We start from the raw sequence: 18275 nt of genomic DNA on the forward strand, positions 1-18275 counted from the left end.
CACGAGGAGCGAGAACCACATGCTGAGACCCCATCCCGCCGTGCTGCGCGGCCTCGTCGACGAGTACGAGGCACTGGTGTCGGCCGCCGAGGCCGGACGTGCACCGGCAGAGGCCGGTCCGCGGGCACGCGACCTGGCGTACACGCTGTGCGTGTCCACCGGCACCCGTGACATCGGCCGGGCCCTGGAAGTCGCTCACCAGTGGCTCACGACCGCACCCGTACCGGCCCGCGAGACCACCGCCCTGGCCACCTGACCACGGGCGGAACAGGGGCCCGGACGACGGCATCAGCCGCGGCCGGGCCCCTTCGCGTACCCGCTGTGGCCGGGCCCCGGGGCAGCCAGGCCGGAATGCGCTGGTCCGGCGGCCGGCCGGGTGTGTGGCCGCCGAGCCGGGGCATCCGGAACGCCGGGAGGTCGACATGAACACGAGTGCGCTGGCACAGACCGGACGCTTCCGGGCCCGACGGGCGGCACGGGGTTCGGTGACCGAGGGGGCGGCACGGGCGGGACTCGCCGCCCGGGGCGTGATCTATCTGCTCGTCGGCGCCTTGGCGCTGCAGATCGCCTTCGGCGACACGAAGGAGCAGGCCGACCGCGGGGGAGCCCTGGCGGCGATCTCGCAGAAGCCGTACGGAGCGGTGCTGCTCTGGGCCCTGGGCATCGGGCTCGTCGGCATGGCCCTGTGGCGGCTGTCCGAGGTGTGCTTCGGCTCCGTCGGACAGGACGGCCGCAGCGCCCGCAAGCGCCTGCTGGCAGCGGTCCGCTGCGCGTTCTACGTCTTCGTCGCCTACTCCGTGCTGTCGTTCGCGGCCAGCCGTGACCAGAGCGGCGGCGGCTCCAGCGACCAGCAGTCCCGGGACGCCACCGCCAGGGCACTCGAGATACCCGCCGGGCAGTGGCTGGTCGCCGCGGCCGGGATCGCGATCGTCGCCGCGGGCGGGTGGATCGGCGTACGGGCGGTCCTGCGCAAGTACCACGACAAGCTCCGGCTCGGGCAGATGGGCCCCCGTACCCGGCGGCTGGTGGACGTCAACGGCGTGGCCGGCGGCGCCGCCCGCGGGCTGGTGTTCGCCGTGGCCGGTGTCTTCGCCGTCCGCGCCGCGATCGACTACGAACCCGACAAGGCCAAGGGCCTGGACGACACCCTGCGCACCTTCGCCGACACCCCCGTCGGCCCCTGGCTCCTGGTCTGCGTCGCGGCCGGGCTCGTGCTGTTCGGGGTGTTCTCCTTCGCCATGGCCCGCTGGCGACGCGTCTGAGTCGCGTCGTGCGGGGAACACGGAGCCAATGAGCGATTCCGAGATTCCGCATGGCGACGACCGGCCCGTGGACATGTACCTGGACCTCCTGCGCATCCGGATGGACACCGAGGACTACCGCCTCCTGATGCGCGTGGTGGAACCGGTCCTCGAGGCGATCGACGAGGAGCGCCTGTCCAGCCTCGACTTCGCGCTCGACTCAGGGGCCGGCGACGAACTGCCCCAAGAGGTGCGTGACGAGGTGGCCCTCGTCATCGCCACCGCTGTCACCGGCCGCCTGGACAACGAAGTGGTCGAACTCGACGTCGACGACACCGGTCCGGTCAGGATCGTCACGGACGCGACCACCGCGTCCGACCCGGACCGCCTCGGCGAGATAGCCGACTACATCAAGGAACGGCACCGGCAGACCGAAGAGCTCCGGGGCATCGCCGAGGTGAGCGGCCTGCCCACGGACTTCTGAGCGGTACCGGCCTCAGCCCCGGGGTTCCGCCACCGGCACGCCCAGCGGCCGGGCCAGGCCCACCACGGCCTCGTCCAGCCGCTCCAGGTGCCGCAGCACGCGGTCGGTGATCCGGCCGTAGCGCGGTGTGCCGACGTCGGACCCCAGCAGCGAGGCGATGCTCGGGCCGGTCTCCACCCGCGCCCCGGCGTGCTCGTCCTCGACCCGGGCCGCGATGGTCCCGATGTTGCGCACGGTACGCGCCGCGGCCCCGCGCAGCCGCGGGTCCGCCGCGATCGAGGGATGCGTGGGCAGCAACTCGGCGGTCGCCGCCAGCGTCCGCGCGTGGTACGCGCACGTCTCCAGCAGCGCCACCACGTACCGGGCCGTGTGGCGCCGGGCCCGCAGCGGCGTGACCGGGTGGGTCAGCGGCTGTGTGGCGGCCCGCAGGTCGGCCAGCGCCTGGTCCAGGTCACGCGCCTTGTCCAGCAGCTCGTCCGCGGGCCCGCCACTGAGCTGCCCGACCGCGGCCTCGGTGACATCGGCCAGCCGGTCGAGCACGGTGCCGAGCAACTCGTTCGTACGGCGGTCCGTCCGCACCGGCAGGACCAGCGCCGCCGCGACCACGCCGCAGACCGCACCGAGGGCGGTCTCCTCCACCCGCAGCACGAGCACGTCGAGGCTGTAGGTGTGCAGCAGCGTGTACAGGAGCCCCAGCATCGCCGTGACGAAGAACGACATCAGCGTGTACGACAACGGTGCCGAGTAGAACATCGCGAAGATCAGCACCAGCACCAGCGCGAACGCCGTCCAGGTGTGCTGCCCCACCAGACCCGCCAGCACGATTCCGGCCACGACGCCGAACACCGTGCCGAGCAGCCGCCGGTAGCCCTTGACGAGGATCTCGCCCGTGGAGGCGGTGTTCAGAAAAACGATCCAGCAGGTCAGCACCGCCCAGTACCAGCGTTGCGTGGACAGCATCTCGCCGCCCACGATGGCCAGCGTCGAGCCGACGGCGACCTGCACGGCGGCGCGGGTGGTGGGCCGCCGCAGCCCCGTCTCCTCCTCGGCGGCCGGCTCATCGCCGCCGCCGTCGATCGCGGCGTCCTCGGCGTCCAGCTCCTCGCGGGAGCGGGCCGTGGCAGGGGTGTCGTCCGACTCGTCCTGCGGGCCGTCCAGCGCGATCCGCAGACCCATGACCGCGCGGGCCGCCTCGCCGATGCCCCGGAAGACGTCCTGGACGGCGGCGGGCGCGGGCGGCAGGTTCTCCTCGTCCCGGTAGCCGAGCAGCCGGTTGCGTACGTGCGCCAGCGCGGTGCCCGTATCGCCGCTCCCGGCCCGCAGCACGAGGGTCTGCAGCGCCTGGAGATCCCGGCGGAGCGTGGCGGTGGCCTCGTCGGGCACCGCCGGCGCGCCCAGCGACGGCGCGGGCGCGCCCGGCAGGTGCAGGGTGAGCGTGTCGGCACGCTCGGCGCTGCGGGCGGTCAGCAACAGCAGACCGAGCCGCTCGGCGGCGATCTCCGCGTCCGCTACCCGGCGCTGCACGAGCCGCGCCACCGACTCGTCCGGGGTGCCCTCGTCCAGCTGTGCCTGGATCATCATCGCCGTCTCGTGCAGCCGCGCGGTGCCCTCCCGCACCGCGTCCAGGGCCTTGTCCATCTCGTCTCCGTCGGCGTCGAGGAGGTCGAGCTGCGCGGACACGAGCTGGGCCAGCCGGGCGCGGAAGGCCAGACGCAGCCGCATCAGGACGCCCGTGGGCGTCGCGGGCACCACCGCGAAGCGCAGCACGGCACTGGAGCAGAACGCCACGGCCATGACGCCGCAGAGCGCGGGCAGCGAGGAGACGGTGACGCCGACGAACAGGGACAGGAAGTAGATCTGGAAGCCGATCAGCCCCAGCGCGGTGCCGCGGTCGCCGAACCGGCGGCCGTAGACCGCACAGAAGATCAGGACGACGAAGAAGATGTCACCGGCGTAGAGACGCGCGTTCAGAACGGCGCCCAGGGACACGGAGGCCAGCGCCACCGGCAGGCCCAGCGCCAGCGTCACCGCCTGGGGGCCGAGCTGCTTCTCCCGGATGGCGAAGGTGGCGACCATCGCCGCCATGGCCCCCGCCACCAGCAGGTGCACATCGGCCCCGAACAGGCTGAGCACGGCCAGGGTGAGTGTGATGGCGCCGACCGTGCGCAACCCGGCCGTCAGGCGCAGCAGTCCGGGGTCGGACGCCGCGATACGGTCCCGCAGTCCTGTCCACACCGACCGTCCTGCTGCCCTCACGCCGCCGCACTCTCTCCCGACTCACACCAAGATCCGCATCTCAGCATGTCATGCCGGAATCGGAAGCTCCCCTTCGCCCCTGTCTAGTCCCGCCGGCCGGTCCCCTCGATGTGCTCCCGCACCTGTTCCGGCGTCAGGTAGGCGTCGGTGTACTCGAAGTCCTTCAGCCGGGCGGCCTTGCGGGTCTGGAAGCCGGTCCGTACGAAGTCGTCGCCCGCTACCGCGTTGAGCAGCCAGTTCGTCATCACCCGCGTCTTGGCGACGTTGGTGCGCAGGGCCGACCAGTGGTAGCCGCGGGCGACGGCCTGGGCGGGCAGGCCGCGCAGCTCGATGCCCAGCGGCTTGGAGACCGCGTCGGTGCCGCCGAGGTCGACGACGAGCCCGAGGTCCTTGTGGACGTAACGCTGCATCGACTGTCCCCGCAGCGCCGCGATGACGTTGTCGGCGACATGCTTGCCCTGCCGCAGGGCGTGCTGCGCGGTGGGCGGGCACATGGAGCCGTCGTCGCCCTTGGCCAGATCGGGCACGGCGGCCGAGTCGCCGAGCGCGAACACCCCGTCGTTGCCCGGCAGGTTCATCTCGGGGGCGACCGCGAGCCGTCCCTTGACCGTCTCGGCGCCGAGCGTGGCGATGAGGGGACTGGCGACGACCCCGGCAGTCCAGATGAGCGTGCGGGTCGGGATCACCCGCCCGTCGGTGAAGGTGACCTCCTCGGGGCCCGCCTTCGCGATGGAGACGCCCAGGGAGATCTCGATGCCCCGCCGCCGCAGGATCTCCTGCGCGCTGCTGCCGAGCTTCTCGCCGAGTTCCGGCATCAGCTTCGGCGCGATGTCGATCAGATGCCACTTGATCAGCCCCGGGTCCAGCCGCGGGTAGCGCTTCACGGCGGCGTGCGTCAGGCGCTGCAGGCACGCCGCGGTCTCGGTGCCCGCGTAGCCGCCGCCGACCACCACGAACTGCAGCCGCGAGGCCCGCTCGTCCGGGTCCTGGCTCGCGTCGGCCAGATCCAGCTGCGAGATGACGTGGTCACGGATGTACGCCGCCTCGGCGAGCGTCTTCATCCCGAACGCGTGGTCCGTCAGACCGGGGATGTCGAAGGTGCGGGTGATGCTGCCGGGGGCCAGCACGATGTAGTCGTACCGCTCGTTGACGATCTGGTCGGTGATGGTGCGGATGACGCAGACCTTGGACTTCAGGTCGACGCCGATGGCCCCGCCCGGAATGATCCGCGTGCGGTACTTCTTGCTGCGGCGCAGGGAGACGGCGATCGACTGCGGCGTCAGCACGCCGGAGGCGACCTGGGGAAGCAGCGGCAGGTAGAGCTGGTAGGCGAACGGCGTCACCAGCGTGACGTCGGCCTCGTCCGGGGAGAGTTTCCGTTCCAGACGGCGGACGCACTCCACGCCGGCGAAGCCTGCGCCAACCACCAGGATCCTGGGTCGTGTCACGGTGTTCATCCCTTTCTGCGGCTCCAGGCGGTCTGCCTCGAACGCCTTTCGACTGCCCCTGGATCGCTGGTTCGCACCCCTTCGATCCCACCGCGTGTCCGACCGGTACGCCAGTCGGACACGGCAGGCAGACGAACGCGTCGATCACCACCATGCCCGCCCGGTGGCCGAAAAGCACCAGGCGGGAGTGAAGAACGCGTGCAAGGCACGGCCGGCCGGACCCGCGGTCGGACCACGCCGTCAGGAGGCGGCGTCCCCTTGGAGATGACACAGCAACAGACATACGTCGTCGTCGCGCTCCGAATCGCTCAGCAGCGGATGCAGGATCCGGTCCGCCGAGCCCTCCAGATCCGCGTCCAGCTCCGCGGAACGGAACCCGCCGAGCGCCGTGGCCAGCCGGGCGATACCCGGGTCTATGCCCTGCGCGCGCCGCTCGACCAGCCCGTCCGTGTACAGCGCGAGCGTCGAGCCGGGCTCCACATGCTCCGTGTGGTCGGTGATCTCCTGGGTGAGCGGAATGCCGAGCATGGCGCCGGGTTTGGCGTCGAGCGTGCGCACGGTCCCGTCGGGCAGCCGCAGCACCGGCGGTGGATGCCCTGCGGCGGCCCAGGTCAGGGTGGGCTCGTCCGGGTGGAAGCGCGCGATGACGGCGGTGGCGTACAGGTCCGGCTGAAGGTGGTGCAGGAACCGGTGCAGCCGGGTCAGCAGCCGGCCGGGGCTGTCGCCGTCGACGGCGTACGCCCGCAGTGCGGTGCGCAGCTGGCTCATCATGACGGCGGCGTGCAGCCCGTGCCCGGTCACATCGCCGATGACGGTGATGAGACCGCCGTCCCGCTGGCGGAACGCGTCGTACCAGTCACCGCCGATGTTCATCCCGTGCGTGGCGGGCAGATACCGTGCGGCCAGGCTCAGGCCCGGCGTCGTCGGCAGCTCCGTGAGCAGAGCGCGCTGCAGCGTCTCGGCGATGTCGCGGTTGTGCTCGAAGCGCCGGGCGTTGTCGATCGCGATGCTGGCCCGCCGGGTCAGCTCGATCAGCATCACCGCGTCGTCCGGGTCCCAGCGCGCACCGGGCGGCGACAGGGTCAGGACCCCCAGCGGCGCCCGCCGCGTCGGCAGCGGGACACACAGCAGCGGCCGCCCGGGATCCAGCGCCGACGGCGGCTGGTCCTCGACGCCGGGCAGGCCACCGGGATGGTCGGCGGCGTACTGGGGCCGACCGGTCCGGGCCGCGACCACGGCGGCGGCCGGATGCGGCGCCGACCCGTGCCGGTCGTCCTCGTGGTCGAACAGCCAGATGTCGACGCTGCGCGCGTACTCCGGCACCAGCAGGTCCGGCAGCCGGCGCACGATCTCCTCGTGGTTGAGCGAAGCCGTCAGCACGGCACTGGCGTCCGCGAGGAACGTCAGCCTGCGGCGGGCGCTCTCCGCCTCGTTGCGGGCGCTGCGCTCGGCGGCGAAGGCCTCGCGCTGAGCCCGCCCGGCCGCGTCCAGTTCCGCGTGCAGCGCCAGGACGCCCTGGTTCGTCTGGTGCAGCTCCTCGCGGTGGAAGGAGACCAGGTCCTCCTGCTCGGTGAGCTTGTCCAGCACCTCGGCCGTGTCCTCGTCGGCACCGAGCAGCGCCTCCGCGAGGGCGGCCGGGTCGTCCGCGACGGTGCCGCTCTCCCCGGCCCGGGCCGCCTCGGGGCAGGGGACCGTGACCTCCCACGGCGGCTCCCCGGCGGCGGCGGACGCGTCCGGCGACGGGGTCACCACGGCGTGCAGCAGCCCCTCCTCGGCCGGAGAGCCGGCCACGTCCGTCGTGAGCAGCCAGGTGCCGCCCTTGGTGAGGCACTGGCGCAGGTGGGCGCTGAGGGCGGCGGCCAGCCTCGTCCGTTCGACGGTGGGCACGCCGTACGCGGCGGCCAGGCGCGCGAGAGCGATGCGGGCGCGTGCCGCATCGGTGACGGTGGTGATCTGCCAAGTGCGCATCATGGGCGTTCCGGCGGGGTCGGAGTCAGCACGGCCACGGCGGTGTCGTCCCGCACCGGCCGGGCGGGACTGCTCGCGTCACGTATCGTCACGGCGGCCGTCACGGCCGGGTCGGCCGCGGGCAGACCGGCATCCGACGGCGGCGTCCAGCGGCTGGGCAGGCCGTCGGTGTGCAGGATCAGCAGCCGGTCGTCCGCCCAGTCCGCCTCCTCCTCGCGGAGGGTGCCGGGCCGGTGGACGCCGACGATGCCGGGCCGCGACAGCAGGTGACGCCAGGTGCCGTCCGTGCGCAGCCGCGCCCCCACGTTGCCGATACCGGCGAAGCGCAGACGCCCGGCCCGCAGGTCGAGCTGGGCGAGGGCGACGGCCGCGCCCCGGGTGCCCTTCAGGGCGTCGTGCAGTTGCCGCAGCGCCTCGGCGGGGGAGAGGTGGGCCCAGCGGTGCAGCGCCGTGACCGCGGCGGACGAGGCATGAGCCGCCTCCGGACCGTGCCCCAGACCGTCCGCCAGCATCAGCGTCACCCGCTCCCCGGCCCGCACCCACGCCCAGGCGTCGCCCGAGTACTCGGCCCCGGCGTAGGGGACGTTCACGCCTCCGGCCCGCACAGCGGCGACGGATGGGCTGTCGTCCGACGGGCCAGGCCGTCCTTCACGCCCCGGCACACCGGAGACCGGCTCGGACCAGGGTTCGTTCCTGAGTTCCTTCTTGAGTTCGTTCTTGAGGACACCGCCGTCCCCGGGCCCGCCGCCAGGCTGCCCGGCGAAGCCCGGCCCGCCACCGGCCACCGCCGCGTGCCCCGTCAGGCCGCCGCACGCCATGGCTCCGACCGGCGGCCGGCCATCCTCCGAGGCACCTCCCGGCACGCCTGACGGCCATAGCCCGCCGCCGGGACTCCCGCCACCGGACCACCCCGGGACGGCACCACCCGGCGTGTCGGGCCCGGGCATGCCGCTCCAGCTCCCCGAGACCCCGTCGGCCCACACACGCACGGCCGGGCCGGCGGGCGTGCCGTCACCGCGAGGCGTGGCGCCCACGCGGGCCACCGCGACCGTGCCGCGGCCGGGCATGCTGTGCAGGCCGAAGTCGTCGGCGAGACGCAGACACGTGCCGAGGCCCGCGCCGAGCGAGCGGGTCGAGGAGAAACCGTCGCGCAGCGCCGCGGGCACATCGGGAATGCCCGGGCCGTGGTCGATCGCGGCGATCTGCACGACCCGGGACTCCGCACGTCCCTCCCGCAGCACCGGCGGCGCCACGATGTCGATGAGGACCTGGCCACCCTCGGCATGCTTGAGCAGATTCGTGGCGAGCTCGGTCGCGACCAGCGCGGCGGCCGCGGTGCGCCGCTCGTCGAGACCGGCCAGCGCGGCCGCGCCCTCCGCGGCGACCCGTGCGTCGCGCACCCGCGTCGAGTCGCGCACCGGGACGTCCCACACGCGTGGCATCAGGCCTCCTCGCGCGGACGCGGCGGCTGGGCCACCCAGCAGGTCACCCGCACGGTGGTGCCGTCGCCCGGCGTGCTGTCGATGTGGAAGTCGTGCACCAGGCGCCGCGCGCCGCTCAGCCCCATCCCCAGCCCGCCGCCGGAGGTGTAGCCGTCGCTGAGCGCCCGGTCCAGGTCGGCGATGCCCGGCCCCTCGTCGGTGAAGGCCAGCCGCAGGCCCTGCGCACGCGCGCTGCTGACGTGCGTCACCTCCATCTGCCCGCCACCGCCGTGCACGAGGGTGTTGCGGGCCAGCTCACTGGCCGCGGTGACCAGCTTGGTCTGCGCCACCAGGCCGAAGCCGAGCCGGGCCGCGGCCTGCCGTACGTGCTGTCGCACCCATACCAGGTCCAGGTCCGACCGGATGGGCAGGCAGGCCTCCACGCCCGCGGCAGTGTGCATCACGGACTCTCCTGACGCGGGCCGCCGGGACGGGTCACCGGGGGTTGCTGCGCGAGGAGCTCCATGCCCGCCTCGGTGCTGAGCGCGGTGCGCAGCCCCGGCAGCGTCAGCCCCAGTTCCACCAGAGTGATGGCGACCGCCGGGCGCATGCCGGCCACCACGGTCCGCGCGGCCAGCAGCTTGGCCTGCGCGGCGATCTCGGCCAGCACCCGTCCGAGGAAGGAGTCGACGATCTCCACGCCGGAGATGTCGATGAGGACACCGTGTACCCCGGTACGGACGATGGTCTCCGCGAGGTCCTGCTGGAGCTGCTGCGCCGTGCTGTCGTGCAGATCCCCCTGGAGCGTGACCAGGAGGACGTCGCCGAGCCGCAGGACCGGCACATGGCCCGTGACGGGACGGAGGTAGGCGTCGCTCACCGCTGTCCCGCACCCGCGTTCACGATGTCCGCGCCGAGCTGGTGCAGCGCGTATCCCAGCGCGTCGGCGAGGTTCGCGCGGGTGATCACGTCCAGGTCCAGCCCGAGGTGGACGATGGTCTGCGCGATGGCGGGACGGATGCCGGAGACGATGCACTGGGCGCCCATCAGCCGCGCGGCGGCGACCGTCTTCATCAGATGCTGCGCCACCAGCGAGTCGACCGTGGGCACGCCGGTGATGTCCAGGATCGCGAACCGGGCGTGCTGGTCGACGACGGCGTCCAGCAGCGTCTCCATGACCACCTGGCTGCGAGCGCTGTCGAGCGTCCCGATCAGCGGCACGGCCACGATGCCGTCCCACAGCCGGATGACGGGCGTGGCCACCTCCATCAGCTGCAGCCGCTGCCGGTCGCTGAGCGCCTGCCACTCGCTCAGCGCCGTCTGCATGGCCACCAGGCGAAGGGTGCCCATCAGTACGGTCAGCGTGGTCGAACACGCCCGCAGGTGCTCCGGCGGCGCCTGCTCGAGATCGGCGGCCAGCAGGTTCTCGACGGGCGGCCGCAGGGCCGCCAGCTCGCTGGACACCTGGGTGTTGGACAGGCCGGCACGGGAGCGGGCCACGCCCATCCGGGCCAGCTGCTCGCGCACCCCGCTGAAGCCCGCGGAATCCGGGTCCTCCACCTGGTCCGAGTCGGCCACCTGGGCCAGCGCGTCCACGACGACCTTGCCCGCCTCCACCGCCTCGTCGCGCGAGACGGTGAACACGGTGCGGAACAGGGGCTCGTCCGCCCACCGCTGGGCGATCTGTTCCCGCCGGCGGTGCAGGAAGTCCCTGACCTCGTGCGTGGGCGTGGCGAGCTGTCCGTCCGCTTCGTGCTCCGGCACCTGGGTTCTCTCCTCTTCCGCGTTGCGTCGACCGAGCCCGCTTCGGGAAACGAGAACGGCATGGTCACACTTGCCGGGCGACAACTCTAACCATGCCCCGACCTCGTACGACACCGGATCCGGCGCAAGCGATCCGGTTCAGGGAAACGGCGGTTGGCCACCGCCGGCTGCCGGCGCGCAGGGCGAAGCGAGGGCACGGCCGCCGGTCCCCCCGGCACCGTGCCCGAAGGGGCACCTGGTCGTCAGGCGCCCGCTTCCCCCGGCTCCACGGGGGTGTCAGGCGCTTCGTCGGCACGGGCCAGAGCCTCGTCCACGCTCTCCGATATCGGCACCGTGATGCTGACGCCCGTCAGGTCGAGGATGCGTCGTACGGCGGACGTCGGGCTGATGACGTGCACGCTGCCTGCGGTCTTACGGGTCTCCTGGTACACGCGGAGGATGATGTTCATCCCCGACGAGTCCATGAAGGGGACGGACGACAGGTCGAGCAGGAAGTGCCGTCGGCCGTGGTGGAGTTGATTGGCCAGATGGGCCTGGAACTCGGTCGCGGTGTCGACGTCCAGGTAGCCGTCGACCGTGATCAGGGCCACGTCCTCCCGGGGCAGCTCGACTTCCACGGACAGCGGGTTCTGGGCGAGGGGCACGGATACCTCCAACAAGTACTACGGCCTGGGCTGGTCACCTCTCAGGGGTGACCGCGGTACGGGGCGATGCCGGTCGTGGGGCGGGCTCGAATGCCGTGTCTCATGTGCCTCCCTTCGTCACCGGGCTCCGTTTTCACCGCGCCCCCGCGATTACCCCGGAAAACGCCCTCCATTCCCCCTGACCCGAACCTCTCCGAGACCCGCCGCTCCGCGTCGTATGGTGGCAGGGGTGTGCGCCGAATGCGCTTGCGGCAGGAGGGTAATTGCTGCTGTGGAGCCGGGTGGGCGGGAACCGTCCGCCCGGGGATCCGCGATCCGCACACCGCGAGGGAGGATGGAGCAGCGTGGCCATCGACAGAATCTGGTCGTACGCGCCGGACAGCGGTCACGTCGAGGGGCAGGACCTGACCGGGTTCACCGTCGCCGCGACCGACGGCACGATCGGGCACCTGGACCGCGAGGCCGCCCCACACGGCATGCGGCACCTGGTCGTCGACACCGGAGTCTGGGTGTTCGGCCGCAGCGTGCTGGTGCCGGCCGGAGTCGTCATCGGCATCGACACACAGGCCCGGAAGATCACACTGGCCTGCACCAGGGGAGACGCGAAGGAGGCCCCCCGCTTCCAGACGGACAGCGAGACCAGGGACCGGGAGTACCTGACGGCCGTGGGCGACTACTACGACCGGCTGCCGCCACGCGAGACGGCCTCGGTCTGAGCGAGTCACGGGCGCGCGGCGCCCGTGACGCTCCCGGCTCACCAGGGCAGGAACACGTGCACGTCCTTGCCGCGCTCGTCGGCCACCACGCTGACCTGGTCGCACAAGGTGTGGATCAGGTGCCAGCCGATGCCGCCGCCACCGCTGCGCGGATCGAAGGGCCGCGGGGCGGGCTCCGTGCTGCTGGTGTCATGCATCACGACGTGCACCCCGTCGAAGGTCCGGCGCATTCCCAGCGCGAACGGACCCGGGGCGTACTGGATCGCGTTGGCGGCCAGTTCCGTCACCACCAACAGGATGTCGTCCCAGTACTCGGGGGCAGAGGGCGGCGAGAATCGTGCCAGATCACGCAAGAACCCCTCCGCGGCCAGCCGCGCACCGGTCACGTCGTGCGGCTCGCCCACGAAGCTGTTCGTGCGGCTCGGGATGTCCTCGGAGGTCAGTGCGTCGTCCCCACGCGGCTCGGTTGACATATCGCCTTTCCGGCCCGGTCGTCAGCGAGGGCTGTCGTCAGGGCTGTCGTCCTCTCTCTTGCGTCGCCACTGTCGTGTTCCCGTGCGAGCGCGGACTACGCGTCCGGTCCGCGTTCAACGGAACACGTTGTCCGAGTCCTCCCAATGCGACGGATCCTCCGGGGTGCTCGGCCGCCCAGGACGCCTGCGCGACTCGTACATCGCCTCGATCTCGGCCGCGTAGTGCCGCACGATCTGATCCCGGCGCAGCTTCATCGACGGCGTCAGCAGCCCGTTGGTCACGTCGAACGGCTCCGGCAGCACCCGGAACACCCGGATCGACTCCGACCGCGACACGGCACTGTTGGCGGCGGCCACGGCACGCGCGACCTCCTCCCGCAGCGCGTTCTCCTCCCGGGCCTCCCGCATCTCGCCCTGCAGCGCCAGCGCCGCCCGCCAGTGCGCCAGGAACTCCGGATCCAGCGTGATCAGGGCGCCGACGCAGGGCCGGTTGTCGCCCACCACCACCGCCTGGTGGATCAGCGGATGCATCCGCAGCCGCTGCTCCAGGGAGGCCGGGGCGACGCTCTTGCCGCTGCTCGTGACGATGATGTCCTTCTTGCGGCCGGTGATCGTCAGATAGCCCTCCGAGTCCAGTTGCCCGAGGTCACCGGTGGCCAGCCAGCCGCCGCGCAGCGCGGCCCGGGTGCCGGCGTCGTCACCCACATACCCCTGGAACACCGACGGGCCGCGCACCAGGATCTCCCCGTCGTCGGCGACCTGGATCTCCGTACCCGGCAGCGCCTGCCCGACGGTCCCGGACTTCTCCCGGCCCAGCGGCTGCATCGTCACCCCGCCGCTGGTCTCCGTCAGGCCGTACCCGTCGTTCACATAGATGCCGATGCCCTCGTAGAAGAGGGACAGATCGCGGCTGAGGGGAGAGCCGCCGGATGTCGCCCGCCGCACCCGGCCGCCCAGCGCGGCCCGCAGCCTGCGGTACACCGTGCGGTCGTAGAGGGCGTGCTGGAGCCGCAGATCGAAACCGGGTCCGCGGCCCCGGCCCAGCCGCTGGCGTTCGAGGGCCGCGGCGAAGTCCCGCGCCGTCTCGGCGGCCCGCTCGAACAGCCCGCCGTGGCCTCCCTGCTGCGCCGTGCGCAGGAAGTTCTTGTAGATCTTCTCGAAGACCGACGGGACCGCGTAGAAGTACGTGGGCCGGAAGGAGCGCAGCGCCGAGAACAGCGCCTCCCCGCCGAGATCGGCCTGGTGCCCCATCAGCAGGCCGCCGCGCATGCACAGGCCCTGGATCATGAGCCCGTACACGTGGGAGAAAGGTAAAAACGCCAGCACGGAGCCCTGCTCCCCGCGTGGTGCCGCCGCCGTCCGACCCCATCCGGCCACCAGCGTGTCGCAGGGCCCGGCCAGATTGCGATGGCTGAGGGCGCAGCCCAGGGCGTGGCCGGTCGTGCCGGAGGTGTAGGCGATGACGGCCGTGGAGTCCGGCAGCACGATGCGGCGCATCGAGTCGACCGTGGCGAGCGGCACGGACTCCCCGCGCACCGTCAGCTCCTCCAGCGCTCCCGCGTCCAGCTGCCAGACATGGCTCAGCAGCGGCAGCGCCGCGCACACCGAGCCCACGGTCATGACGCCCTGCTCGTCCTCCACCACCACGGCCACACAGCCGGAGTCCCGCAGGATCCACTCCACCTGATCGCGCGAGGACGACGGGTAGACCGGGACGACCTCGGCACCCACGGCCCACAGCGCGTAGCACAGGACTGTCCACTCGTACCGGGTGCGCGCCATGATCGCCACGCGGTGGCCCGGCGCGATCCCGGACGCGATCAAACCCTTGGCCACATCCACCACCTCGTCGCGCAGCTCGATCGCCGTCACCTCCTCCCAGACGGCGGAGGCGGGGTCGGTGCGGCGGGCGAGCACCGGCCGGGTGGGTTCGCGGTCCGCCGTCTCGAAGACACTGTCGGCGAGCCCGCCGGTCAGGGGCGAGAAGGCCGGTGGAGCGAGGGCCGTGTCGCGCATGCACTGCTCTCCTGACGTGTACGGGGTGTGACATTGCCGACGGGTACCGTCATCGGCGGTGCTCGAATGTAGTCGAGTCGAGACCCTTCGGGGTCGGGAAATACGGAAGTGACATCGCTGATGATCTCGGCGTGATCGGGGGACACGGGAGGCATGAGTCACACCAATCCCGATCCCGAACCCGAACGCACCTCCGGCCTGGAACCGGGCGGCGGCGTACCGCCCGGGGAGACCCCGCCCGCGGAGAGCAGCATGCCCGAGGCCGGGCCCCGGGAGACGCACAACCCGCCCAAGGGGTGGGCCAAGGCGCCGCTGACCCTGATCATCGTCCTCGTGGTGCTGATCGCGGCATTCTTCCTGGCCTACGCCATCGTCCTGATGGTCTGAACACCTGACACTCCGCGCCCGTATCCGAGAAAGGCGGGACGCCTCACGCCTGGGTGTGGCGCACGCACTCGGTGACGACGCCCCGCAGGCTGCCCGTGCGCTCCATCAGCTCGCGCTGCACCTGTGCGCCGTTGCCCTCCCGCAGCAGTTCCTCGCAGGCGGCCCGGGCCCGCTCGAGGTCACCGGTGTCCGCGAGGGCCTGACCGACATGGTCCAGCAGGGCACGGACGACTGCCTCGGCGGGCATGCGCCGCATGGTCGCGGGGTGCAGCAGCTCGCCCGTCAGACCGGACCGGGCGGCCTGCCAGTGGGCCAGTCGCAGCAGGCTGACGCTGTGGTCGAGGGGCTCCTGGCCCGCCCGCCACTCGCGTGCGGCGGTCTCGACGAGCCCGCGGACGAGGGTGGCGACCAGCGCGGCCGTGCCGGAGTGCAGGCAGACGTCCGAGACCCGGACCTCCACTGTCGGATACTGCCGGGACAGCCGCGCGTCGAAGTAGATCATCGCGTCGTCGAGGATGGACCCGGTGGCCACCATCTCCGCGACCAGCCGGTGGTAGCGCTCGGCCGAGCCGAAGATCTCGGTCGGACCGGCCGACGGCCAGCGCTGCCACACCCGGCTGCGGTAGCTGTCGTACCCCGAGTCCTTGCCCTGCCAGAACGGCGAGTTCGCGCTGAGCGCCAGCAGGACCTGAAGCCAGGGCCGCACCCGGTCGACGACCGCGACGCCCTCCTCGTCGGACTCCACGGACACGTGCACATGGCAGCCCAGGACGAGCTGCTCACGGGTGGCGATGCCGTACTGCTCCGCCATCCACTGGTACCGCCGGTTGATGCTGATGGCGGGGCTGACCGGCAGGGGGGAGGTGGCGAGCGCCGCCACGGTGCAGCCGATCTCCCCGGCGTGCCGGGCTGCCTCCTTGCGGCAGCGGACGATCTCCGCGCGCAGGCTCTCCATGGACGACTGCGGGTGGGTGGCGAACTCCAGCATCTGCTCGTGGAGTTCCTTCTCGAAAACGTCCTGATCCGCTTCGTTCTGCGCGGCCCGGGCGAGCACCGCCGCGGACAGCGCCCGCGGCTCGCCGGTCTCCGGATCGACGAGGAGGAGCTCCTCCTCCACTCCGACGGTGCGCACCTGATGCCCGCCCTTCTGCGACGACCCTGCCGCGTCGTACCACCGGGCCCTCCCGGTGGTACGACCCCCAGTGCCCCTCACAGGCGGGTCAAACACCTGGTGCGGCGGCAGGTCTTCATGGAGCGAACGGCCTCAGCCATACCGTCGCCAGCGGCGGCAGCGTGATTTGGACACGGCCGTCCTCCGGTTTGGCCGGATCCGGGTTGGTGACACCGCTTCCGCCGTAGCGGGTGTCGTCGGTGTTGAGGGTCTCCTGCCAGGCGTCGACGCCCTCCGGGACCCAGAGGCCGTAGTCGTGCCGGACGACGGGGGAGAAGTTCGACACCGCCAGCAGCGGCCTGCCCTCGGCGTCGTAGCGCAGGAACGCGAAGACGTTGTCGTCGGCCGAGTCCACCGCCACCCACCGGAAGCCCTCCGGGCGGGTGTCGCACTGCCACAGCGCCGGAGTCGCCCGGTACGCCGAGTTCAGGTCGCGCACCAGATCGCGCACGCCCCGGTGGTCGCCCGCCGAGTGATAGCCGTCGTCGAGCAGCCACCACTCCGGGCCGTGCTCCACCGACCACTCGGCGCCCTGCGCGAACTCCTGCCCCATGAACAGCAGCTGCTTGCCGGGGTGGCCCCACATGAAGCCGAGATAGGCGCGGGTGGTGGCGCGCCGCTGCCACCAGTCGCCCGGCGCCTTCGACACCAGGGCCTGCTTGCCGTGCACGACCTCGTCGTGGGAGATCGGCAGGACGTAGTTCTCGCTGTAGGCGTACACCATCGAGAAGGTCATCTCGTGGTGGTGGTACTTGCGGTGCACCGGCTCGTGGGAGAGGTACTCCAGCGAGTCGTGCATCCAGCCCATGTTCCACTTCAGCCCGAAACCGAGCCCGCCGGCGTCGGTCGGCTGGGTCACGCCGCCCCAGGCGGTGGACTCCTCCGCGATGGTGACCACGCCCGGAGCACGCCGGTACACGGTCGCGTTCATCTCCTGCAGGAACGTCATGGCCGCCAGGTCCTCCCGGCCGCCGTAGGCGTTGGGCTCCCACTGGCCGTCCTCGCGTGAGTAGTCCAGGTAGAGCATCGAGGCGACCGCGTCCACCCGCAGCCCGTCGATGTGGAACTCCTCGCACCAGTACACCGCGTTCGCCACGAGGAAGTTGCGCACCTCGGTGCGGCCGAAGTCGAACTCGTACGTGCCCCAGTCCGGGTGCTCGGCACGCCGCTCGTCCCCGGGCTCGTACAACGGGTCCCCGTCGAACCGGGCCAGCGCCCAGTCGTCCTTCGGGAAGTGAGCCGGCACCCAGTCCATGATCACGCCGATGCCCGCCCGGTGGCAGGCGTCGACGAAGAACCGGAAGTCGTCCGGTGAGCCCAGCCGCGCGGTCGGCGCGTAGAAGCCGGTGACCTGGTAGCCCCACGAGCCGTGGAAGGGGTGCTCGGCAACAGGCATCAGCTCGAGGTGCGTGAAACCGAGGTCCTTGACGTACGCGGGGAGTTCCTCGGCGAGCTGCCGGTAGGTCAGCCCCGGGCGCCAGGACGGCAGGTGCACCTCGTACACCGACATGGGCGCCTCGTGCACCGGCGTGTCGGCGCGGTGTGTCATCCACTCGGCGTCGGCCCACTCGTAGTGGGAGGCCGTCACGATCGACGCCGTGTTCGGCGGCTCCTCGGCACGGCGGGCCATCGGGTCCGCCTTGAGGAAGCGGTGCCCGTACCGGGAGTGGATCTCGAACTTGTACGCGGTGCCCTCGCCGACGCCCGGCAGGAACAGCTCCCACACCCCGGACGCGCCCAGGGACCGCATCGGGAACTGCGTCCCGTCCCAGTGGGTGAAGTCCGCGGCGACCCGCACGCCCTGCGCGTTCGGCGCCCACACCGTGAACCGGGTGCCGGCCACGCCCTCGTGGGTCATGGGCTGTGCGCCGAGCGCCTGCCACAGCTGCTCGTGCCGGCCCTCGCGGATCAGGTGCAGATCGAGCTCGCCGAGCGCGGGCAGGAAGCGGTACGGGTCGTGCACGTCCTGCTCGCTGCCCTCGTACGCCACGTGCAGCGTGTACTCGGGGATCGCCTCCAGCGGCAGCACGCCCGAGAAGAGGCCGTCGCCCTCCGAGACGAGGGCCGTGCGCCTGCCGCCGATCACGACGCTCACGGAGCGGGCGAAGGGGCGCAGCGCCCGGAACGCGATCCCGCCGGGGGCCGGGTGGGCGCCGAGCAGTGCGTGAGGATCGTGGTGGGCGCCCGCCAGCAGGCGCCCGCGGTCCTCCGGGCTCAGGGCGGGCGCGGTCGCGCTCGGGACCGGGCCTGACGGCTCCGGGATTGAGGTGTCTCGCAGGGCCACGG

At 72.1% G+C, this 18275-nt stretch carries 16 protein-coding genes and 2 pseudogenes; 5 read left to right on the top strand and 13 right to left on the bottom strand.

Annotated elements, in window-relative coordinates; all coding sequences use genetic code 11:
- Positions 1–19: 19 nt before the first annotated feature.
- The 3 genes from OG542_RS39080 to OG542_RS39090 all read left to right on the top strand — a co-directional run bounded on the left by OG542_RS39080 (position 20) and on the right by OG542_RS39090 (position 1725).
- Positions 20–256 carry a DUF5133 domain-containing protein gene (locus tag OG542_RS39080; protein ID WP_261682946.1) on the top strand — a complete coding sequence of 79 codons (237 nt, stop codon included), beginning with the start codon at positions 20–22 and terminating at the stop codon, positions 254–256.
- A 166-nt stretch (positions 257–422) separates the two neighbouring features.
- On the top strand, positions 423–1262 hold the full coding sequence (locus tag OG542_RS39085) for a DUF1206 domain-containing protein (RefSeq protein WP_328417401.1): 840 nt from the start codon (positions 423–425) through the stop codon (positions 1260–1262).
- A 28-nt stretch (positions 1263–1290) separates the two neighbouring features.
- The gene (locus OG542_RS39090) at positions 1291–1725 is read left to right on the top strand and encodes a hypothetical protein (RefSeq protein ID WP_184586420.1); all 435 of its coding nucleotides are present in this window, start codon (positions 1291–1293) and stop codon (positions 1723–1725) included.
- 12 nt (positions 1726–1737) lie between these two features.
- Here the strand turns inward: OG542_RS39090 and OG542_RS39095 are convergent, their stop codons facing one another.
- The 9 genes and pseudogenes from OG542_RS39095 to OG542_RS39135 form a co-directional block, all read right to left on the bottom strand.
- Positions 1738–3981, bottom strand: a complete 2244-nt coding sequence (locus OG542_RS39095) for an FUSC family protein (protein WP_328417403.1) — start codon at positions 3979–3981, stop codon at positions 1738–1740.
- A gap of 83 nt (positions 3982–4064) precedes the next feature.
- Positions 4065–5438, bottom strand: coding sequence for an NAD(P)/FAD-dependent oxidoreductase (locus OG542_RS39100; protein ID WP_328417405.1), 1374 nt, complete (start codon positions 5436–5438; stop codon positions 4065–4067).
- A gap of 231 nt (positions 5439–5669) precedes the next feature.
- On the bottom strand, positions 5670–7400 hold the full coding sequence (locus OG542_RS39105; protein WP_328417407.1) for a PP2C family protein-serine/threonine phosphatase: 1731 nt from the start codon (positions 7398–7400) through the stop codon (positions 5670–5672).
- Positions 7397–8008: pseudogene (locus OG542_RS39110) on the bottom strand (SpoIIE family protein phosphatase); the annotation flags it as partial. The gene OG542_RS39105 and the pseudogene OG542_RS39110, both read right to left, overlap by 4 nt.
- Positions 8009–8344: 336 nt before the next feature.
- Positions 8345–8839: pseudogene (locus OG542_RS39115) on the bottom strand (anti-sigma regulatory factor); the annotation flags it as partial.
- Positions 8839–9279 carry an anti-sigma regulatory factor gene (locus tag OG542_RS39120; protein ID WP_328418306.1) on the bottom strand — a complete coding sequence of 147 codons (441 nt, stop codon included), beginning with the start codon at positions 9277–9279 and terminating at the stop codon, positions 8839–8841. The pseudogene OG542_RS39115 and the gene OG542_RS39120, both read right to left, overlap by 1 nt.
- On the bottom strand, positions 9279–9698 hold the full coding sequence (locus tag OG542_RS39125; protein WP_193479014.1) for an STAS domain-containing protein: 420 nt from the start codon (positions 9696–9698) through the stop codon (positions 9279–9281). The genes OG542_RS39120 and OG542_RS39125 overlap by 1 nt, the downstream gene beginning before the upstream one ends.
- Complete coding sequence (locus tag OG542_RS39130) at positions 9695–10582, bottom strand: STAS domain-containing protein (RefSeq protein WP_328336200.1); 888 nt, start codon at positions 10580–10582, stop codon at positions 9695–9697. The genes OG542_RS39125 and OG542_RS39130 overlap by 4 nt, the downstream gene beginning before the upstream one ends.
- 242 nt (positions 10583–10824) lie before the next feature.
- Entirely contained in the window at positions 10825–11226 is a 402-nt protein-coding gene (locus OG542_RS39135) for an STAS domain-containing protein (protein ID WP_328417409.1), read from the bottom strand.
- A gap of 344 nt (positions 11227–11570) precedes the next feature.
- Between OG542_RS39135 and OG542_RS39140 the strand changes: the two genes are divergently transcribed.
- Complete coding sequence (locus tag OG542_RS39140) at positions 11571–11942, top strand: PRC-barrel domain containing protein (protein ID WP_193479017.1); 372 nt, start codon at positions 11571–11573, stop codon at positions 11940–11942.
- Between the two features lie 38 nt (positions 11943–11980).
- Here the strand turns inward: OG542_RS39140 and OG542_RS39145 are convergent, their stop codons facing one another.
- Positions 11981–12415 (bottom strand): ATP-binding protein, encoded by a 435-nt coding sequence (locus OG542_RS39145; protein ID WP_328417413.1) that lies wholly within the window; start codon positions 12413–12415, stop codon positions 11981–11983.
- A gap of 114 nt (positions 12416–12529) precedes the next feature.
- A complete protein-coding gene (locus tag OG542_RS39150) occupies positions 12530–14431 on the bottom strand; it encodes an AMP-dependent synthetase/ligase (RefSeq protein ID WP_328417415.1) in 1902 nt (633 codons plus the stop codon).
- 153 nt (positions 14432–14584) lie between these two features.
- Here OG542_RS39150 and OG542_RS39155 point away from each other — a divergent pair, with 153 nt between their 5' ends.
- Positions 14585–14818, top strand: coding sequence for a DUF6480 family protein (locus tag OG542_RS39155; RefSeq protein WP_193479020.1), 234 nt, complete (start codon positions 14585–14587; stop codon positions 14816–14818).
- Positions 14819–14861: 43 nt separating this feature from the next.
- Here the strand turns inward: OG542_RS39155 and OG542_RS39160 are convergent, their stop codons facing one another.
- Complete coding sequence (locus tag OG542_RS39160) at positions 14862–15950, bottom strand: glutamate--cysteine ligase 2 (protein WP_328417418.1); 1089 nt, start codon at positions 15948–15950, stop codon at positions 14862–14864.
- A 115-nt stretch (positions 15951–16065) separates the two neighbouring features.
- Positions 16066–18273, bottom strand: coding sequence for a 1,4-alpha-glucan branching enzyme (gene glgB / locus OG542_RS39165; protein ID WP_328417420.1), 2208 nt, complete (start codon positions 18271–18273; stop codon positions 16066–16068).
- Positions 18274–18275 lie beyond the last annotated feature (2 nt).

The sequence above is a fragment of the Streptomyces violaceus genome, from assembly GCF_036014075.1.
GTDB lineage: Bacteria > Actinomycetota > Actinomycetes > Streptomycetales > Streptomycetaceae > Streptomyces > Streptomyces violaceus.

What these genes read in the sequence shown, in the direction of transcription:
- OG542_RS39080 (WP_261682946.1), top strand. Translation starts at nt 20, where the DNA reads ATGCTGAGACCCCATCCCGCCGTGCTGCGCGGCCTCGTCGACGAGTAC.
- OG542_RS39085 (WP_328417401.1), top strand. Translation starts at nt 423, where the DNA reads ATGAACACGAGTGCGCTGGCACAGACCGGACGCTTCCGGGCCCGACGG.
- OG542_RS39090 (WP_184586420.1), top strand. Translation starts at nt 1,291, where the DNA reads ATGAGCGATTCCGAGATTCCGCATGGCGACGACCGGCCCGTGGACATG.
- OG542_RS39100 (WP_328417405.1), bottom strand. Translation starts at nt 5,438, where the DNA reads ATGAACACCGTGACACGACCCAGGATCCTGGTGGTTGGCGCAGGCTTC.
- OG542_RS39105 (WP_328417407.1), bottom strand. Translation starts at nt 7,400, where the DNA reads ATGATGCGCACTTGGCAGATCACCACCGTCACCGATGCGGCACGCGCC.
- OG542_RS39120 (WP_328418306.1), bottom strand. Translation starts at nt 9,279, where the DNA reads ATGCACACTGCCGCGGGCGTGGAGGCCTGCCTGCCCATCCGGTCGGAC.
- OG542_RS39145 (WP_328417413.1), bottom strand. Translation starts at nt 12,415, where the DNA reads ATGTCAACCGAGCCGCGTGGGGACGACGCACTGACCTCCGAGGACATC.
- OG542_RS39150 (WP_328417415.1), bottom strand. Translation starts at nt 14,431, where the DNA reads ATGCGCGACACGGCCCTCGCTCCACCGGCCTTCTCGCCCCTGACCGGC.
- OG542_RS39155 (WP_193479020.1), top strand. Translation starts at nt 14,585, where the DNA reads ATGAGTCACACCAATCCCGATCCCGAACCCGAACGCACCTCCGGCCTG.